This window comes from uncultured Albimonas sp. (genome assembly GCF_963977235.1).
GTDB lineage: Bacteria > Pseudomonadota > Alphaproteobacteria > Rhodobacterales > Rhodobacteraceae > Albimonas.
This window is the reverse complement of record NZ_CAXBOD010000002.1, coordinates 214,888-230,046: the sequence shown is the minus strand read 5'-3', so window position 1 is coordinate 230,046 and position 15,159 is coordinate 214,888. Positions and strand designations below refer to the sequence as shown.

Genomic DNA, 15,159 nt, shown 5'->3' with positions numbered 1-15,159 from the left:
CGGGAGGAGACATGGCCGATCCGATCCAGCCCCCGGCGGCGCCCGGCGGGCGGCGCGTGCGCATCGGCTGCGGCGCCGGCTTCTCGAACGACCGCATCGACCCGGCCCGCGATCTGGCCGAGCGGGGCGGCCTCGACTTCCTGTTCTTCGAATGCCTGGCGGAGCGGACGCTGGCCAACGCCCACGCCCTGCGCGCGGCCGATCCGAAGGCCGGCTACGACCCCTGGCTGCGCAAGCGCATGGAGGCGGTGCTGCGGCCCTGCCGGGAGGCGGGGACGCGCGTCGTCTCCAACATGGGCTCGGCCAATCCCGCCGCCGCCGGCGAGGCGGTGGCCGAGGTCGCGCGCGCGCTGGGCCTGCAGGGGCTGAGGGTGGCGGTGGTCGAGGGGGACGACGTCTCGGCCCTGATGACCCCGGACCTGGAGCTGATGGACGGCGAGGGGCGGCTCGCCGAGGTGCCCCTGCGGATGACCGGCGCCAACGCCTATCTGGGCCACGAGCCCATCGCCCGGGCGCTGGCCGAGGGCGCGGAGGTGGTGATCACCGGGCGCTGCGCCGACCCCTCGCTGGCCGTGGGGCCGCTGGCGCACGCCTTCGGCTGGGCGGCGGACGACTGGGCGCGGCTGGGGGCCGGCACGCTGGTGGGGCACCTGCTGGAGTGCTCGACCCAGGTCACCGGCGGCTACTACGCCGACCCGGGGCGCAAGGACGTGCCGGGGCTGGCGTTCCTCGGGTTTCCCTTCGCCGAGGTCGCGGAGGATGGCTCGGCCGTGATCGGCAAGCTCGACGGGACCGGGGGGATGATCAGCCGGGGCACGGTTCTGGAGCAGATGCTCTATGAGGTGCACGACCCCGCCGCCTATCTGACCCCGGACGTGACGGCCGATTTCTCGGGCGCGCAGCTGACCGAGGCGGGCCGCGACCGGGTGGCGATCTCGGGCGGCTCCGGGCGGGCGCGGCCCGAGACGCTGAAGGTGACGATCGGCTTTGACGGCGGGTTCCTGTCGGAGGGCGAGATCTCCTACGCCGGGCCCAACGCGCTGGCCCGCGCGAAGCTGGCGGGCGAGGTGATCGAGACCCGGATGCGCGAGGTCCATGGCCACCAGGGGCCGATCCGGGCGGACCTGATCGGGCTGTCGGCGCTGCACGGCTCCGCCCGCGACCCCGAGGCGCCGCCGCCCTACGAGCCCGCCGAGGTGCGCCTGCGCATGGCCCTGCGCACCCACGACCGCGACCTCGCCGAGGCGCTGCCGCGGGAGGTCGAGGGCGCGTGGCTGTCGGGCCCCGCCGGCGGCGGCGGCGCAAGGGGCCGGGTGACGCCGGCGGTCGCCACCCGCTCGGCCCTGCTGCCGCGGGAGCTGGCGCGCCCCTCGATCCGGATGATCGTGGCATGAGGGTCCGGCTGCACCAGGTCGCCTCGGCGCGGGCGGGGGACAAGGGGGACGTCTCCTCGATCGCCCTGTTCTGCGACGACGCGGCCGTCTTCGAGGCGGCCCGCGCGCAGGTCCCGCCGGAGCGGCTGACGGAGGCGTTTCCGCGGCTCTTCCGCGGCCCCGTCCGGCGCTACGAGATCCCGCACCTGCATGTCCTGAACTATGTCATCGAGCGCGGGCTGGAGGGGGGCGTCAACGCCTCGCTGAACCTCGACGCCCACGGCAAGTCGTTCTCGTTCCTGCTGCTGGAGCTGGAGATCGACCTGCCCCGCCACCCGGAAACCAACTAGGAGGAAAGCGCCATGCCCGGCGTCTGGTTCGACGAGCTCAAGGTGGGACAGGTCTTCGACCACCCGATCCGCCGCACGATCACCGAGACGGACAACGTCCTGTTCACGACGATGACCCACAACCCGGCGCTGCTGCACCTGGACGAGGAATACTGCCGGACCGAGACCGAGTTCGGCCAGCGGATCGTGAACTCCTGCTTCACGCTCAGCCTGATGGTGGGGATCTCGGTCAACGACACCACGCTGGGGACCGCGGTCGCGAACCTCGGCTGGGACGAGGTGCGCTTCCCCAAGCCCCTGTTTCACGGCGACACGGTGCGCGTGCAGACCGAGGTGCTGGAGCTGCGCGAAAGCAAGTCGCGCCCCACCCAGGGCATCGTCACCTTCGAGCATCGCGCCTACAACCAGAAGGGCGAGCTGGTGGGAATCTGCAAGCGCTCGGGCCTGCAGCACAAGCGTCCCGTCGCGAAGATGGAGGCCTGAGCGGTGGAGATGATCCCGCGCAGCTGGCTGTTCATTCCCGGCGACAGCGAGAAGAAGCTGGCCAAGGCCGACGCCACCGGGGCCGACGCGCTGATCCTGGACCTCGAGGACTCGGTCGCGCCCGAGCGCAAGGCCGAGGGGCGCCGCCTGACCCGCGCGCATCTGGACGCGCGGCCGCGGCAGGGGCGCGCCCCGCTGCTCTATGTGCGGGTCAACGCGCTGGACGAGGGGGCGCTGGAGGATCTGGCCGCGGTGATGCCCGCGGCCCCCGACGGGATCATGCTGCCCAAGGCCCGCGATGCGCAGGACCTGGTGCATCTCGGCCGCTGGCTGGATGCGTTCGAGGCGGCCCACGGGCTCGAGGCGGGCTCGACCCGGATCATCCCGGTGATGACCGAGACGCCCGAGGCCGCCCTGCGCCTGATCACCTTCACCGAGGTCAGCCTGCCCCGCGTCATCGCCCTGACCTGGGGGGCCGAGGACCTGTCGGCCGCGCTCGGCGCCTCGACCAACCGCAGCCCGGACGGGCGCTGGGCGCTGGTCTACCGCATCGCGCGCGCCAACCTGCTGCTGGCCGCGAAGGCGGCCGGCGTGGCGCCGATCGACACGCTGCACGCGGATTTCCGCGACGAGGCGGGGCTGCTGGCGGCCTCCGAGGAGGCGGCGACCGAGGGGTTCCTGGGACGCCTCGCCATCCACCCCGCGCAGGTGGCGCCGATCAACCGGGCCTTCGCGCCTTCGGAGGCCTCGGTCGCCCACGCCCGCCGGGTGGTGGCGGCGTTCGAGGCCAATCCGGGCGTGGGAACCGTGGGGCTCGACGGCAAGATGATCGACATCCCCCACCTGCGCCAGGCCCGCCACGTGCTGGCGCTGCACGAGACGATCCAGGCCCGCGGCTGAGCCGGGTCAGGGTCGGCCGCACGCCGCGGCCGCCCCTCGCCACGGCCGGCGGCCCCCCGTAGGGCGCATTTCAATGCGCCGCGCGGAGTTCAGACCGCGGGGCGCTCCTTGAGCAGGTCGCGGATCTCGGACAGCAGCTTCACGTCCGCCGGCGGCTCGGGCTCGCCCGGGGGGGTGGTGGCGGCGGTCGGCGGCTCGAGCTGGGTCTTGAGGCGGTTGATCGCGCGCACCACGAAGAACAGCGCCCAGGCCACGATCAGGAAGCTGATGCAGGCGTTCACGAAGACGCCGTAGGTGATCACCGCGAGGCCCTGCTCCTTGGCCTCGGCCGCCGAGGCGACCGCCTGGCCCGAGAGGTTCACATAGAGGCCCGCGAAGTCGATGCCGCCGGTGAACAGGCCCAGCACCGGGTTGACGATGTCGTCCACGAAGCTCTTGACGATGGTGGTGAAGGCGGCGCCGATGACGATGCCCACGCCCATGTCGACCACGTTGCCCTTTACGGCGAATTCCTTGAATTCCTTCAGCACGATTGGGACCTCCTGCCCGGTGTCGTTTCGCCGAGACCTATGCCGGGCCGGGCGCGCGGACAATTCGTTTCTGACGCCGGGATTGCGTTTCGCGCCGCGGCGCACAGGTGAGGGCGAGGGCCCCGCCCGCTCCGGCGGCGGCCGGCCCCCCCGTCTTCGCGGCCGCCCCGGCGGCCAGGCCCGACCCGCACAGAAAGGCAGCCCCGATGGCCGACCTCTCCGCTTTCCCGATCACCCGGAAATGGCCCGCGGCCGATCCCTCGCGGCTGCAGCTCTACTCGCTGCCCACGCCCAACGGCATCAAGGTCGGCGCGATGCTCGAGGAGACCGGCCTGCCCTACGAGGCGCATCTCGTCGACTTCGGCGCAAACGACCAGATGAGCCCCGAGTTCCTGTCCCTGAACCCCAACAACAAGATCCCCGCGATCCTCGATCCCGACGGGCCCGAGGGGCCGCTGGCGCTGTGGGAATCGGGCGCGATCCTGGTGTATCTCGCCGAGAAGACCGGGAAATTCCTGCCCGGCGAGCCCGCCGCGCGCTACGAGACGCTGCAGTGGCTGATGTTCCAGATGGGGGGTCTCGGACCGATGTTCGGCCAGTTCGGGCACTTCTTCAAGTTCGCCGCCGACAAAGTCCAGGACCCCTACCCCGAGACCCGCTACGCCGACGAGAGCCGCCGCCTGCTGAGCGTGCTCGAGGGGCGTCTGGCCTCGCGCGAGTTCGTCATGGGGGCGGACTACACGATCGCCGACATCGCGACCTGGCCCTGGGTGCGCACGCTGGGCGGGTTCTACGAGGCGGGCGAGCGGCTGGGGCTCGACGACTTCCCCGCGGTCGGCGCCTGGCTGGACCGGTGCATGGCGCGCCCCGCCTCCCAGGCGGCGCTGACCATCCCCGCGCGGGACTGAGCGACAGGGTCGGGGGGCGGATCTCCGCCCGCACCCCGGCGCGACGCAGCCAAGCCCGCCCGCAGGGCGCCTGCAGGCCGCTTGTTGAAAGGGCTGCGACGGCCCCGACCGGCAGCAGATCGATGGGCGAGCGGCGCCCCGCGCGCAGGGGCTTCCCGGATCGGCCCCCCGAGGCGGACGGCCCGCCCCCAGCGATGCGCGCGGGGCGCCAAGCGCGGCCGCCCGCGCCCCACGCCCCGCGTCCTCGCCGGACCCGCGCCTCGGGCGACGTCCCCAACCGAGGCCGACCCTTTCCGAAGGCGCGCGCCGCGCCCGGCGGTGCGATCCCGTCACCCTGCGCTGCCCCATCGCCCCTGCGCTGCGGCGTCGCCGTTGACGCGCGGCCCCCTGGCGTGGACGACTGACTCCCCGCCACCCCGAGGCCCTGCCGGAGCCGTCATGCCTGCCGCCGCGACCCGAACCTCCGGGGAACGACCGCCCATCCAACGCCCTTCCGGAGCGCCGGCGGACTGCAGGCCGCCGTCAGCGCCATCTAGGGCAAACGCGGCGCCCGACTCCCGAGCCGCCCCGCCTGCCTCGAGGCGGGGAGCGCGGCCCCTCGGGCGCGGCGGCCCCGCACAGAGACGATCGGAGCCGCCCTCCGCGGCCCCTGTCGAGCCGCGCCTCGCCGCGCGCATCGAGACGCTGACTCCGGCCTCGACCGCCTCGCTCGGGCGGCGGGGCCGGCCTGAAAGGACCCCATGACCGAGACCTCCGACATCCTGGTGATCGGCGCCGGCATCGCGGGCGTCGGCGCCGGCGCCATGGCCGCCGCGCACGGCGCCTCCGTCACCGTGCTCGAGGCCGAGCCGACGCCGGCCTACCACACCACCGGCCGCTCCGCCGCGATCTACATCCGCAACTACGGCGGCCCTGTCCTGCGCGCGGTCAGCGACGCGGCCCACCCGGCCTTCATGGACCCCGAGGCGTTCTCGGGCGGCGCCATCGCCGGCGCCCTGCTCTCGCGCCGCGGCGTGCTGACGGTCGCCACCGAGGCCGAGATGGAGGGGCTGGAGGCCTCGTTCGCCGAATCCAAGGGGCTCGAGCGGCTGACCGGCCCGCAGGCCGAGGCCCTGTTCCCCCTCCTCAGGAAGGGCCGCATCGTTGCGGCCAGCCTCGAGCCCGAGGCCGCGGACATCGACGTCGACCGCCTCTTCCAGGGGTTTGCGAAGATGCTGCGCCGGGATGGCGGGCGGATCGCGGTCAACGCCCGAGTCGGGCGCATCGCCCGCAACGCTCAGGTCGGGCGCATCGCGCGGGTCGGCGAGGCCTGGCGGGTCGAGACCCCCGCCGGCGTCTTCGAGGCGCCGGTGCTGGTCAACGCCGCCGGCGCCTGGGCCGACGAGGTCGCCGCGATGGCCGGGGCCGCGCCGCTGGGGATCGTGCCCAAGCGCCGCTCGGCCGCGATGCTGCCGTTGCCGGCGGGGATCGACGCCTCGGTCTGGCCGCTGATCGATCCGGTCGCCTTCGACTGGTACGCCAAGCCGCAATCGGGCGCGCTGATGGTCTCGCCCGCCGACGAGGACCCGGTGGCCCCGATGGACGCCTGGCCCGACGACATGGTGCTGGCCGAGGGGCTGGACCGGTTCGCCCAGGCGATGGACTATGAGGTGACCCGGGTCGAACGCGCCTGGGCCGGCCTGCGCAGCTTCGCCCCCGACGGGACGCCGGTGGTGGGCTTTGCGCCCGAGACGCCGGGGTTCTTCTGGCTGGCGGGCCAGGGGGGGCATGGGATCCAGACCTCGCCCGCGCTCTCGGCGCTCGCCGGGGCGCTGCTGACCGGCGGCGCGCCCGCGATGGAGGCCGAGGTGGTCTCGGCCCTCTCGCCCGCCCGTTTCTCATGACCCGCGGTGGCCCCATGATCCACGACGAAGCCTCGGTCATCGCCAACTCGCTGTGGACCGCGACCGCCCCCCCGCCGCCGGAGCGGCCGGCGCTTGAGGGCGAGGTCGAGGCGGATCTCGTGGTGGTGGGGGGCGGGTTCTCGGGCCTCTCGGCGGCGCTGCATGCGGCCGAGGCGGGGCTCTCGGTGACGGTGCTCGAGGCGATGACCCCGGGCTGGGGCGCCTCGGGGCGCAACGGCGGGCAGGTGAACCCGGGGCTGAAGGAGGACCCCGAGGCGGTGGCGGCGCGCTTTGGCGAGGACCTGGGCGGGCGCTTCCTGCGGCTGGCCGGCGATGACGCGGATTACCTCTTCGCGCTGGCCGAGCGTCTGGGGATCGACTGCGACGCCCGGCGCGGCGGCTTCGTGCAGACCGCGGTGAGCGAGGCCGGCATGGGGCCTCTGCGCGAACGGGCGCGCCAGTGGCAGGCGCTCGACCGCCCCGTGCGCGCCCTGGACCGCGAGGAGATCGCGGGCCTGCTGGGCTTCGACCACTATGTCGGCGGCGCGGTGCACGAGGCGGGCGGCACGGTGCAGCCCCTGAAGCTGGCGCTCGGTCTCGCCGCCGCGGCCGAGGCCGCCGGCGCCCGCATCCACGCCCGCAGCCGCGCCAGCGCGATCGAGCCGGGGCCCGAGCGGGTGACCGTGCGCACTGCCGCCGGCGCAGTCACGGCGCGCAGGGCGGTGGTCTGCCTGAACGGCTACGGGGACGGGGTGCACGACCGGCTGCGGCGCTCGGTGGTTCCCGTGCGCTCGGTGCAGGTGGCGACCGAGGTGCTGCCGCGAAACCTGCGCGACACGCTGATGCCGGAAGGGCACCACGGCTCGGACACCCAGCGGCTGACCACCTATTTCCGGATGTCGCCCGAGGGACGCTTCGTGATCGGCGGGCGCAGCGGCTTCAACGACGGGCGGGTTCCCGCGGACCAGGAGGCGCTGCGGCGGATCGCGCGGCGGATGATTCCCGACCTTGCCGACTTCGACTGGCCCTACGCCTGGGGCGGCAGCGTGGCGATGACGGTGGATCACTTCCCCCACCTGCATCTTCTGGCGCCCAATGTGCTGAGTTCGGGCGGGTTCAACGGCCGCGGCGTGGCGCTGACGGTGGCCATGGGGCGGGTGCTGGGCGAGTGGGCGGCGGGCCGGCCGGCCGAGGCGCTGGACGCGCCGGTGACTCCGCTCGCCCCGATCCCGTTCCACGGCCTGCGCGGCCTCGGCATCTGGGCGACGATCCAGAAGTACAAGCTGATGGACCGCCTGGGCATCTGAGGGCGCCCGCCGCCGGCAAAGGAGGCGCCGCGTCGGCCGGAACGCCGGCCCCGCGGTCTCGCGCGCGGCGCCGGGCTGGCCTCCGCGCCTGTTGCCAGGCGCCCCGCGGCGGGCGGTGCGCGATCGCCGCAGGGTGCGCCTGGACCGGCCCCGGCGGTCCGGGCCGTCCCGAGCTCCCCCAGGACCTGTCGTCGGGACCTCCCGCGCCCCGCCAGCCAGGGGCGCCCTGGCCACCCACGCTCCCGCCTGCAACGCGCCGCGGGCGGGACCGCCGCACAGGCGCGCGGCCCGACGCGGCGCTTCCCCCGCTCGCCGCGGCGCGGCGCCTGACCGCCCCCTCGCGCCCTCGCAAGCCTGCCCCAGGCGCCAACGCCCGCCGCGCGCCGCGCACGCAACCGCGCCTCAGACGACCCGCCCGACGCGGCGCCTCCGCCCGCAGGGCGCCCCGCCGCCGCCCCACCCGGCCGCATCGAAACCTTGCCTGCGGCGGCGTCCCGATTTAACCGGTTGGCCAGTCAGAATCCGCGCCGGGGTCGAATCCCCCCGCGCGCCGCGGTCGATCCACGGACCCAGAAGCCGGGACGCACGCCACAGCCCCACGGGAGGAGGCTCATGTTCATCAACGCCCTCGCCCGCGACCCCTCGCTGGAGTCCTTCCGGCAGGAGGTTCGCGATTTCTGCGCGGCCAACATCGGCCCCGACCTGCGCCGCAAGCTCGACCTCGGCCAGCACCTCACCAAGGAGGAGTACAACGCCTGGCTCCAGGCGCTTGGCGAGAAGGGCTGGCTCGGCGGCAACTGGCCCAGGGAAGCCGGCGGCCAGGGCTGGTCGGCCGAGGAGGCCGCGATCTTCCGCGAGGAGACCGGCCGCGCCGGCGCCCCCTGGCTGATCCCCTTCGGCGTGACCATGGTCGGCCCGGTGATCTACACCTTCGGCACGCCCGAGCAGAAGGCCCGGCACCTGCCCGGCATCCTCAAGAACACCACCTGGTGGTGCCAGGGCTATTCCGAGCCGGGCTCGGGCTCTGACCTCGCCAGCCTGCGCACCCGCGCGGTGAAAGGCGTGGACGACGACGGTGCGCACTACCGCGTCACCGGCCAGAAGATCTGGACGACGCTGGCCCACTGGGCCGACTGGTGCTTCTGCCTGGTGCGCACCGACCCGGACGCCAAGCCCCAGAAGGGCATCTCCTTCCTTCTGATCGACATGAAGACGCCGGGCATCACCGTGCGCCCGATCATCACGCTGGACATGGGCCACCACGTCAACGAGGTCTTCTTCGACGACGTCCGCGTCCCGGCCGAGAACCTGATCGGCGAGGAGAACAAGGGCTGGGACTACGCCAAGTTCCTGCTCGCGAACGAGCGGGTGGGCGTGGCCGAGCTCGGCTCGATGGTCCGCTACCTCGACCAGCTCAAGGGCGTGCTCGCCCAGACGATGGAGGGGGGCAAACCCCTTTCGCAGAGCCCTGAGTTCCAGCGCCGCGTGGCCGAGCTGGAGGTGCAGTTCGCGACCCTCGAGGCGCTGGTCGCCGACCAGCACGCCGCCCACCAGTCCGCCGCCGACCAGCCCAGCCTGATCGGCGCCGCCGCCCTCAAGATCCGCGGCTCGGAGCTTCAGCAGGCGATCCTGCAGTGCATGACCGACGCGCTGGCCCGCCACGGCCTCGCCTACCAGGCCGACGCCCTGATGGCCGGCTGGAACGGAGAACTCATGGGCCCCGCCGAGATGGCCGGGATCCTCGCCGAGCATCTGCACCGCCGCGCCGCCACGATCTACGGCGGCAGCTCGGAAATTCAACGCAACATCATCGCCAAGGGCGCCCTGGGGCTCTGAGGGAGGGGACCATGACCGCATTCTCCACCGAGGAGCGTCAGCTCCTGTCCGAGTCCGCCGAGGCCTGGTTCGCCGACCGCTACGGCCCCGAGCACTCCAAGAAACTGACCCGCGACACCGAGGACGGCTTCGGCCGCGAGGAATGGAAGACCTACGCCGAGATGGGCTGGCTCGGCCTCGCCCTGCCCGAGGCCGCCGGCGGCTCCGACGGCGGGCTGACGGAACTCGCGATCCTGCTCTCGACCGCCGGCAAGCACCTGGCCGTCGAGCCCCTGCTGCCCACCCTCGTGCTGGGCGCCGGCGCAGTGGCCCAGTTCGGCGCCCCCGCGCAGCAGGAGATCCTCGGCAAGGTGGCGGAGGGCGCCTGCCTGATGGCCCTCCTTCACGCCGAGCCCGCCTCGGGCTTCGCGCGCGACCATGTCGAGGCGGTGGCGACCCGCTCGGGCGACGGCTTCACGCTGGACGGCGCCAAGACCTTCGCCATCGGGGCCCACGCGGCCGACACGCTGGTGGTCTCGGCCCGCATCGGCGACGCCTCGGGCCCGGTCGGCCTGTTCCTGGTTCCGGGCAAGGCGGAGGGCGTGTCGCTCAACGTCTCGCCCGCCATGGACGGGCGCCGGGGCGCGGCCGCGCGCTTCGCGGGCGTCTCGCTCCCCGCCGACGCCCTGCTGGGCGGGGCCGAGACCGACCGGCTCTCGGCCATCGACGCCCTGCTCGACCGCGGCACGCTGGCCGCCTGCGCCGAGGCCGTGGGCGCCATGCATGCCGCGACCGCGACCACGCTCGATTACCTCAAGCAGCGCAAGCAGTTCGGCCGTGCGCTGTCGGAGTTCCAGGTGATCCAGCACCGGCTCGTCGACATGAACATCCTGTGCGAGGAGACCCGCGCCGCCGTCCACGCCGCCCTCACCGCGGTGGACGAGGGCCGGGCCGACGCGGCCCTCGCGGTGGCCCGCGCCAAGGTGCAGTGCGCCCGCGCCTCGCGCTTCATCGGCGGCCAGGCGGTGCAGCTCCACGGCGGCATGGGCATGACCGACGAGCTGGCCGCGAGCCACTTCTACAAGCGCCTCTCGGTGACCGAGGCCCAGTTCGGCGACGGCGAGTGGCACCTGCGCCGGTTGATCGAGGCGGGCGCCGCGGCTCCGGCCTCGGCCGCGCTCGCCTCGGGCCTCGCGGCGGGCTGAGCCCCGCGCGCCCGCCGCGCCGGATGTCCGGGCCGCCGCCCCCTCGGCGGCCCGGGCCCTCCCCTGCCAGCCCCGGAACGCCCCCCATGACCGATCCCGCCTACGAGACGATCCGCTGCGAGACCCCCGCCGAGGGCGTCGCCCGCATAACCCTCGCCCGCCCGGAGATGCGCAACGCCCAGAACGAGGCGCTGCTCTACGAGCTCGACGCGGCCTTCGACCGGGCGGCGCATGACACGGCCGTCAAGGTGATCATCCTGGCGGGCGACGGCCCGCATTTCTCCTCGGGCCACGACCTCAGCGGCGCGCGGGACATGACCCGGTTCACCCCTGTCACCTCCTGGGGCGGAGCCGCGGCCGAGGAGCCCGGCGTCGCCGGCCGCCAGGCGCGCGAGGAAGAGATCTACCTCGGCTTCTGCCGCCGCTGGCGGGACCTTCCGAAACCCACCATCGCCCAGGTCCAAGGCAAGGCGATCGCCGGCGGCCTGATGCTGGTCGCGGTCTGCGACCTGGTGGTGGCCTCCGAGGACGCCCAGTTCTCCGACCCCACCGTCGCCTTCGGGGTGAACGGGGTGGAGTGGTTCTCCCACCCTTGGGATTTCGGCATCCGCAAGGCCAAGGAGCTGCTGTTCACCGGCGCTCCCTTCTCGGCCGCGCAGGCCGAGAAGATGGGGTTCGTCAACCGCGTGGTCCCGCGCGCGGACCTCGCCGCCGAGACCCTGGCGCTGGCCTCGCGCATCGCCCAGCGCCCCGCCTTCGGCCTGCGGCTCGCCAAGCAGGCGGTGAACCAGGCGCAGGACGCGCAGGGCTTCCAGACCGTGCAGGCGGCGGCGATGAGCCTTCACCAGATGGGCCACGCCCATAACGAGATCGTCCACGGCATGCTGGTGGACCCGAAGGGCGCCGAGATCATCCGGCGCGAGGCGAAGGCGAAGTAGCGCCCCGAGACGCCCCCGACGGCGTCCGCGTCGGTGGCCCGCGCCCTCTGCGAGGGGGGCCCGACGCCACACACGCGGCGCCCCGGGCTTGACCCGGGGCCTCTTCCCACCCGCTGCGCGAGGCCCCGGGTCAGGCCCGGGGCGCCCTCCCCGTTCCGAAAGGCCCTCCCATGCCCCTCACCGGTCCCGACGTGCTGCTGGTCGACACGCCCCGCCCCAAGGTCCGCCGCCTGACCCTGAACCGTCCCGAGAAGCGCAACGCGCTGTCCAACGAACTCCGCGGCCGGATCTTCGCCGAGCTGGAGGCCGCCGACCTCGACCCCGAGATCCACGTCACCGTGATCCGCGGCGCCGGACCCAGCTTCTCGGCCGGCTACGACCTCTCGGCCGACAACACGCAAGACCGCCCCTACCACACCGCCCGCAGCGGCGCCGACTGGGCCCGCCACGTGGTCGAGGGCTGGTTCCGCGTCTGGGACCTCGCCAAGCCCGTGATCGCCCAGGTCCACGGCCACTGCCTGGCCGGCGGCTCGGAGCTCGCGGCCGCCTGCGACGTGGTCTACGTGGCGCAGGACGCGGCCATCGGCTACCCGCCGACCCGCCTGATGTCCCCGCCCGACATGCAGTTCCACCCCTGGCTGCACGGCATGCGGCGGGCGATGGAGATGTATCTGACCGGCGACTCGATCACCGGGCTCGAGGCCGTCGCCGACGGCTACGCCACCCGCGCCTTCCCCCTCGACGCGCTCGAAGACGCCACCCTGGCCTTTGCCGAGCGCGTGGCGCTGGTTCCCTCCGACGTGCAGGCGTTCAACAAGCGCGCGGTGCACCGGCAGATGGAGGCGATGGGCATCCGCGCCGGTCTGCGCGCGGGAACCGAGATCCAGGCGCTGGCCTTCTCGTCGGACACCAGCCGCGCCTACCTCTCGCGTTTCCGCCGCGACGGCGCCTCGGTCGCAGGCCTGGTGCGCGAGCGTGACAAGCCCTTCGACGACAAGCCCTGACCCCGCCCCCTCCAGGCGCCCTGGCGCGCGGCGGCCCCCCCTCGCGGAGCGCCTGTTCTCCGGAGCCGTCCGTCGCTGATGCCGATCAGAGCGACTCGCCCGGAGCGGTCCAGGATCGCGCAGCGACCGCCGCAGGCGGCTTGTCCTTGACCGCTCCGGGCGAGTCGCTCAGGCATCAGAAGCGACGGGCGGATCCGGAGGACAGGCGCGGCCCTGTTCTTGGGTGAGTCTTGAAGCGGCCTGCGCGTCTCGGGCGTCCCGCCCGCCACGCCGCAAGCCCGCCCGCAGGGCGCCTCCTCACCCTGCCCTGCGCACGATCAGCAGGGTGATGTCGTCCGACTGCTCCACGCCCGTCTCGAAGGTCTTCACCGTCTCGAGCATCGCCTCGGCCACCGTCTCCGGACCGGCTCCGCCCAGGGGCGCCAGACGTTCGAGCATCCGCTCCTCCCCGAACTGGTCGCCGGCGGCGTTGAAGGCCTCGGTGACCCCGTCGGTGTAGAGGACCAGGCTCTCCCCCGGCGCCAGGTCGAGGGCGAGGGTGGTGAACTCGAGCCCGTCGGCCACCGCCACGGCCATGTCGCCGGTCGAGGGCACCAGGAACGCGCCGCCGCCCGGCGCGAGGCGCACCGGCGGCAGGTGGCCAGCGTTGACGATCTCGGCGCGCCCGGTGGCGGGGTCGAAGATGCCGAACAGCAGGGTGACGAACATCATCCGGTCGTTGTCGACGGCCAGCAGGTCGTTGAGCTGGCGGACGCATTGCGCCGGGTCCGGCTCGAACAGCGCGATGGCCTTCAGAAGGGTCCGCGAGATCGCCATGAAGAACGCCGCCGGCACGCCCTTGCCCGAGACGTCGGCGATCACGAACACCAGCCGCCCGTCGGGCCGCTCGAAGAAGTCATAGAAATCGCCGCCGACCTCCTGGGCCGATTCCATGACCCCCTTCACCGCGTAGCCCGGCCGGTGGGCCATGTCGGCGGGCAGGACCGAATGCTGCAGCTCCCGCGCGATGGCCAGCTCCTGCTGGAGGGAGGCGAGCCGCGTCTCGCGCACCAGCGCCTCGCGCAGGCGGGCGATCAGCTCCGACAGCCGCCGGTGCTGGTCCACCACCCGGCCCGACATCTGCTGGAGGACCGCGGCGATGGGGCCGAGCTGGTCGTCCTCGCGGATCAGCCGGGCGACGGGGTCCGCGGGTGGGGCGGCCTCGGCCGCGCCCGCGGACCCCGCAGCGGCCGGGGCCGCCTGAAGGGCCTCTTCGGGGGCCGCATCGGGCGCGCCTCGGGCCGCGCCGCGGGTGGCCGCGACGATGCGGCGGAGGTCGGCGAGAACCTCCTCGCGGGCGCCGGGCTCCAGGGTCTCGGCCAGGGCCTCCATCTGGCGGCGCACGAACCGCTCCTGCCGGCGGCGCTGGAGTTCCCGCTGGCGGCGCGCGTCGTCGAGCGCGCGCAGGCTGCGGCGCAGGCGGGCCACGGCCGAGGCGATCTGGCCGATCTCGTCGTCGCCGCCCGGCGGCAGGCGGGCGCTCATGTCCCCGCGGGCGAGCGCGCCCAGCGTGCCCACCGCGCGCTGCAGCGGCGCAAAGCTGACCCGCAGGTACAGCCACAGACCTCCTACCGTCAGCAGCGCCACGGCGATCATCACCGCCACGGTCGCGGCCGTCAGCCGCTCGAGCGCGCGCAGGCTGGCGGTGGCGTCCTGCACCGCCACCAGCAGCCCCGCCGAGCCCGCCGAGATGTCGGCGATCGGGATCGCGGTGACCGAGAACAGCCGATCCTCCAGCGGCGCCTGGCGGACCACGCCGACCCGCTGGGGCAGCTCGATGGCCAGATCGCGCCAAAGGCGGGGGTCGGTGCCCTCGACCAGCCGGCCGCGGGTCGAGAGGAGATAGGCCTCGGCCTGCATCGTCTGCGCGAATTCGTCCAGCGGCCGGGCCGCGTTGACCCCCACCGCGATCACCGTGGCCCCGCCGCCCCAGTCCCCGAAGCGCGCGGCCGAGACCACCCGGAACGCCCCCGGCGCCACCTGCCGCACCCCCCCGATGGGCGGCCCGTCGAGCACCGCACCCACCGTCGCCACATCCAGCAGCGGCGGCGGCTCGGCCGAGGCGGCCGAGGCGTAGATCACCCGCCCCTGGGGGTCGAGGATCTGCAGGTCCGAGACCTCGTCGGCCATCAGCCGGGCGCGCAGCAGCACGGTTCCAAGGCGGCGCAGGCGCGGCAGGTCGGCGGCCTCGGCGGCCTCGACGAAGACGGGATCGGAGGCCAGCGCATCGCGGATCTCGGCCAGGCGCAGGGTCTCGAGCTCGACGATCTTGCGCCACAGGGCGGCCTCGCCGGCGATGGCGACGTCGGTGTGCGGGCGCACGGCCAGCGCCTCGCGCTGCAGGCCGATGGCGACCAGCGAGCCGAAGGCGAGCGCGAAGGCCAGGCTGACGATGATGGCGATGCGCGTCGAGAGGAGCACGGC

13 protein-coding genes are annotated in these 15,159 nt (G+C 73.9%); 11 read left to right on the top strand and 2 right to left on the bottom strand.

The window, feature by feature from the left end:
* Window positions 1-11 precede the first annotated feature (11 nt).
* Genes AAC134_RS03285 through AAC134_RS03270 form a run of 4 tightly spaced genes read left to right on the top strand, consistent with a single transcriptional unit; the run spans window position 12 to window position 3,106 of the window.
* Entirely contained in the window at window positions 12-1,394 is a 1,383-nt protein-coding gene (locus tag AAC134_RS03285; protein ID WP_339947616.1) for an acyclic terpene utilization AtuA family protein, read from the top strand.
* Window positions 1,391-1,723: a hypothetical protein gene (locus AAC134_RS03280; protein WP_339947615.1), complete on the top strand. Its 333-nt coding sequence runs from the start codon at window positions 1,391-1,393 to the stop codon at window positions 1,721-1,723. Before AAC134_RS03285 ends, AAC134_RS03280 begins: the two co-directional genes overlap by 4 nt.
* A gap of 12 nt (window positions 1,724-1,735) precedes the next feature.
* Window positions 1,736-2,206 carry a MaoC family dehydratase gene (locus AAC134_RS03275; RefSeq protein WP_339947614.1) on the top strand — a complete coding sequence of 157 codons (471 nt, stop codon included), beginning with the start codon at window positions 1,736-1,738 and terminating at the stop codon, window positions 2,204-2,206.
* 9 nt (window positions 2,207-2,215) lie between these two features.
* Window positions 2,216-3,106, top strand: a complete 891-nt coding sequence (locus AAC134_RS03270) for a CoA ester lyase (protein WP_339947699.1) — start codon at window positions 2,216-2,218, stop codon at window positions 3,104-3,106.
* A gap of 89 nt (window positions 3,107-3,195) precedes the next feature.
* On the opposite strand, the gene mscL is transcribed toward AAC134_RS03270, so the two are convergent.
* Window positions 3,196-3,636 (bottom strand): large conductance mechanosensitive channel protein MscL, encoded by a 441-nt coding sequence (gene mscL, locus AAC134_RS03265; RefSeq protein ID WP_339947613.1) that lies wholly within the window; start codon window positions 3,634-3,636, stop codon window positions 3,196-3,198.
* A gap of 206 nt (window positions 3,637-3,842) precedes the next feature.
* Here mscL and AAC134_RS03260 point away from each other — a divergent pair, with 206 nt between their 5' ends.
* The 7 genes from AAC134_RS03260 (at window position 3,843) to AAC134_RS03230 (ending at window position 12,696) form a co-directional block, all read left to right on the top strand.
* Window positions 3,843-4,544, top strand: coding sequence for a glutathione binding-like protein (locus AAC134_RS03260; protein ID WP_339947612.1), 702 nt, complete (start codon window positions 3,843-3,845; stop codon window positions 4,542-4,544).
* A 740-nt stretch (window positions 4,545-5,284) separates the two neighbouring features.
* Window positions 5,285-6,427 carry an FAD-binding oxidoreductase gene (locus AAC134_RS03255; RefSeq protein ID WP_339947611.1) on the top strand — a complete coding sequence of 381 codons (1,143 nt, stop codon included), beginning with the start codon at window positions 5,285-5,287 and terminating at the stop codon, window positions 6,425-6,427.
* Window positions 6,428-6,441: 14 nt separating this feature from the next.
* On the top strand, window positions 6,442-7,734 hold the full coding sequence (locus tag AAC134_RS03250) for an FAD-binding oxidoreductase (RefSeq protein ID WP_339947610.1): 1,293 nt from the start codon (window positions 6,442-6,444) through the stop codon (window positions 7,732-7,734).
* A 612-nt stretch (window positions 7,735-8,346) separates the two neighbouring features.
* Entirely contained in the window at window positions 8,347-9,570 is a 1,224-nt protein-coding gene (locus AAC134_RS03245) for an acyl-CoA dehydrogenase family protein (protein ID WP_339947609.1), read from the top strand.
* Window positions 9,571-9,581: 11 nt separating this feature from the next.
* The gene (locus tag AAC134_RS03240) at window positions 9,582-10,754 is read left to right on the top strand and encodes an acyl-CoA dehydrogenase (protein WP_339947608.1); all 1,173 of its coding nucleotides are present in this window, start codon (window positions 9,582-9,584) and stop codon (window positions 10,752-10,754) included.
* An 86-nt stretch (window positions 10,755-10,840) separates the two neighbouring features.
* Window positions 10,841-11,692 carry an enoyl-CoA hydratase gene (locus tag AAC134_RS03235; protein WP_339947607.1) on the top strand — a complete coding sequence of 284 codons (852 nt, stop codon included), beginning with the start codon at window positions 10,841-10,843 and terminating at the stop codon, window positions 11,690-11,692.
* A 170-nt stretch (window positions 11,693-11,862) separates the two neighbouring features.
* Window positions 11,863-12,696, top strand: coding sequence for an enoyl-CoA hydratase-related protein (locus AAC134_RS03230; protein WP_339947606.1), 834 nt, complete (start codon window positions 11,863-11,865; stop codon window positions 12,694-12,696).
* Window positions 12,697-12,993: 297 nt separating this feature from the next.
* Here AAC134_RS03230 and AAC134_RS03225 read toward each other — a convergent pair whose 3' ends face one another.
* Window positions 12,994-15,156: a SpoIIE family protein phosphatase gene (locus AAC134_RS03225; RefSeq protein ID WP_339947605.1), complete on the bottom strand. Its 2,163-nt coding sequence runs from the start codon at window positions 15,154-15,156 to the stop codon at window positions 12,994-12,996.
* Window positions 15,157-15,159: the final 3 nt, after the last annotated feature.

Excerpts from the sequence above, each read along its gene's own strand:
- AAC134_RS03285 (WP_339947616.1), top strand. The coding sequence starts at position 12 with ATGGCCGATCCGATCCAGCCCCCGGCGGCGCCCGGCGGGCGGCGCGTG.
- AAC134_RS03280 (WP_339947615.1), top strand. The coding sequence starts at position 1,391 with ATGAGGGTCCGGCTGCACCAGGTCGCCTCGGCGCGGGCGGGGGACAAG.
- AAC134_RS03275 (WP_339947614.1), top strand. The coding sequence starts at position 1,736 with ATGCCCGGCGTCTGGTTCGACGAGCTCAAGGTGGGACAGGTCTTCGAC.
- AAC134_RS03270 (WP_339947699.1), top strand. The coding sequence starts at position 2,216 with ATGATCCCGCGCAGCTGGCTGTTCATTCCCGGCGACAGCGAGAAGAAG.
- AAC134_RS03260 (WP_339947612.1), top strand. The coding sequence starts at position 3,843 with ATGGCCGACCTCTCCGCTTTCCCGATCACCCGGAAATGGCCCGCGGCC.
- AAC134_RS03255 (WP_339947611.1), top strand. The coding sequence starts at position 5,285 with ATGACCGAGACCTCCGACATCCTGGTGATCGGCGCCGGCATCGCGGGC.
- AAC134_RS03250 (WP_339947610.1), top strand. The coding sequence starts at position 6,442 with ATGATCCACGACGAAGCCTCGGTCATCGCCAACTCGCTGTGGACCGCG.
- AAC134_RS03245 (WP_339947609.1), top strand. The coding sequence starts at position 8,347 with ATGTTCATCAACGCCCTCGCCCGCGACCCCTCGCTGGAGTCCTTCCGG.
- AAC134_RS03240 (WP_339947608.1), top strand. The coding sequence starts at position 9,582 with ATGACCGCATTCTCCACCGAGGAGCGTCAGCTCCTGTCCGAGTCCGCC.
- AAC134_RS03235 (WP_339947607.1), top strand. The coding sequence starts at position 10,841 with ATGACCGATCCCGCCTACGAGACGATCCGCTGCGAGACCCCCGCCGAG.
- AAC134_RS03230 (WP_339947606.1), top strand. The coding sequence starts at position 11,863 with ATGCCCCTCACCGGTCCCGACGTGCTGCTGGTCGACACGCCCCGCCCC.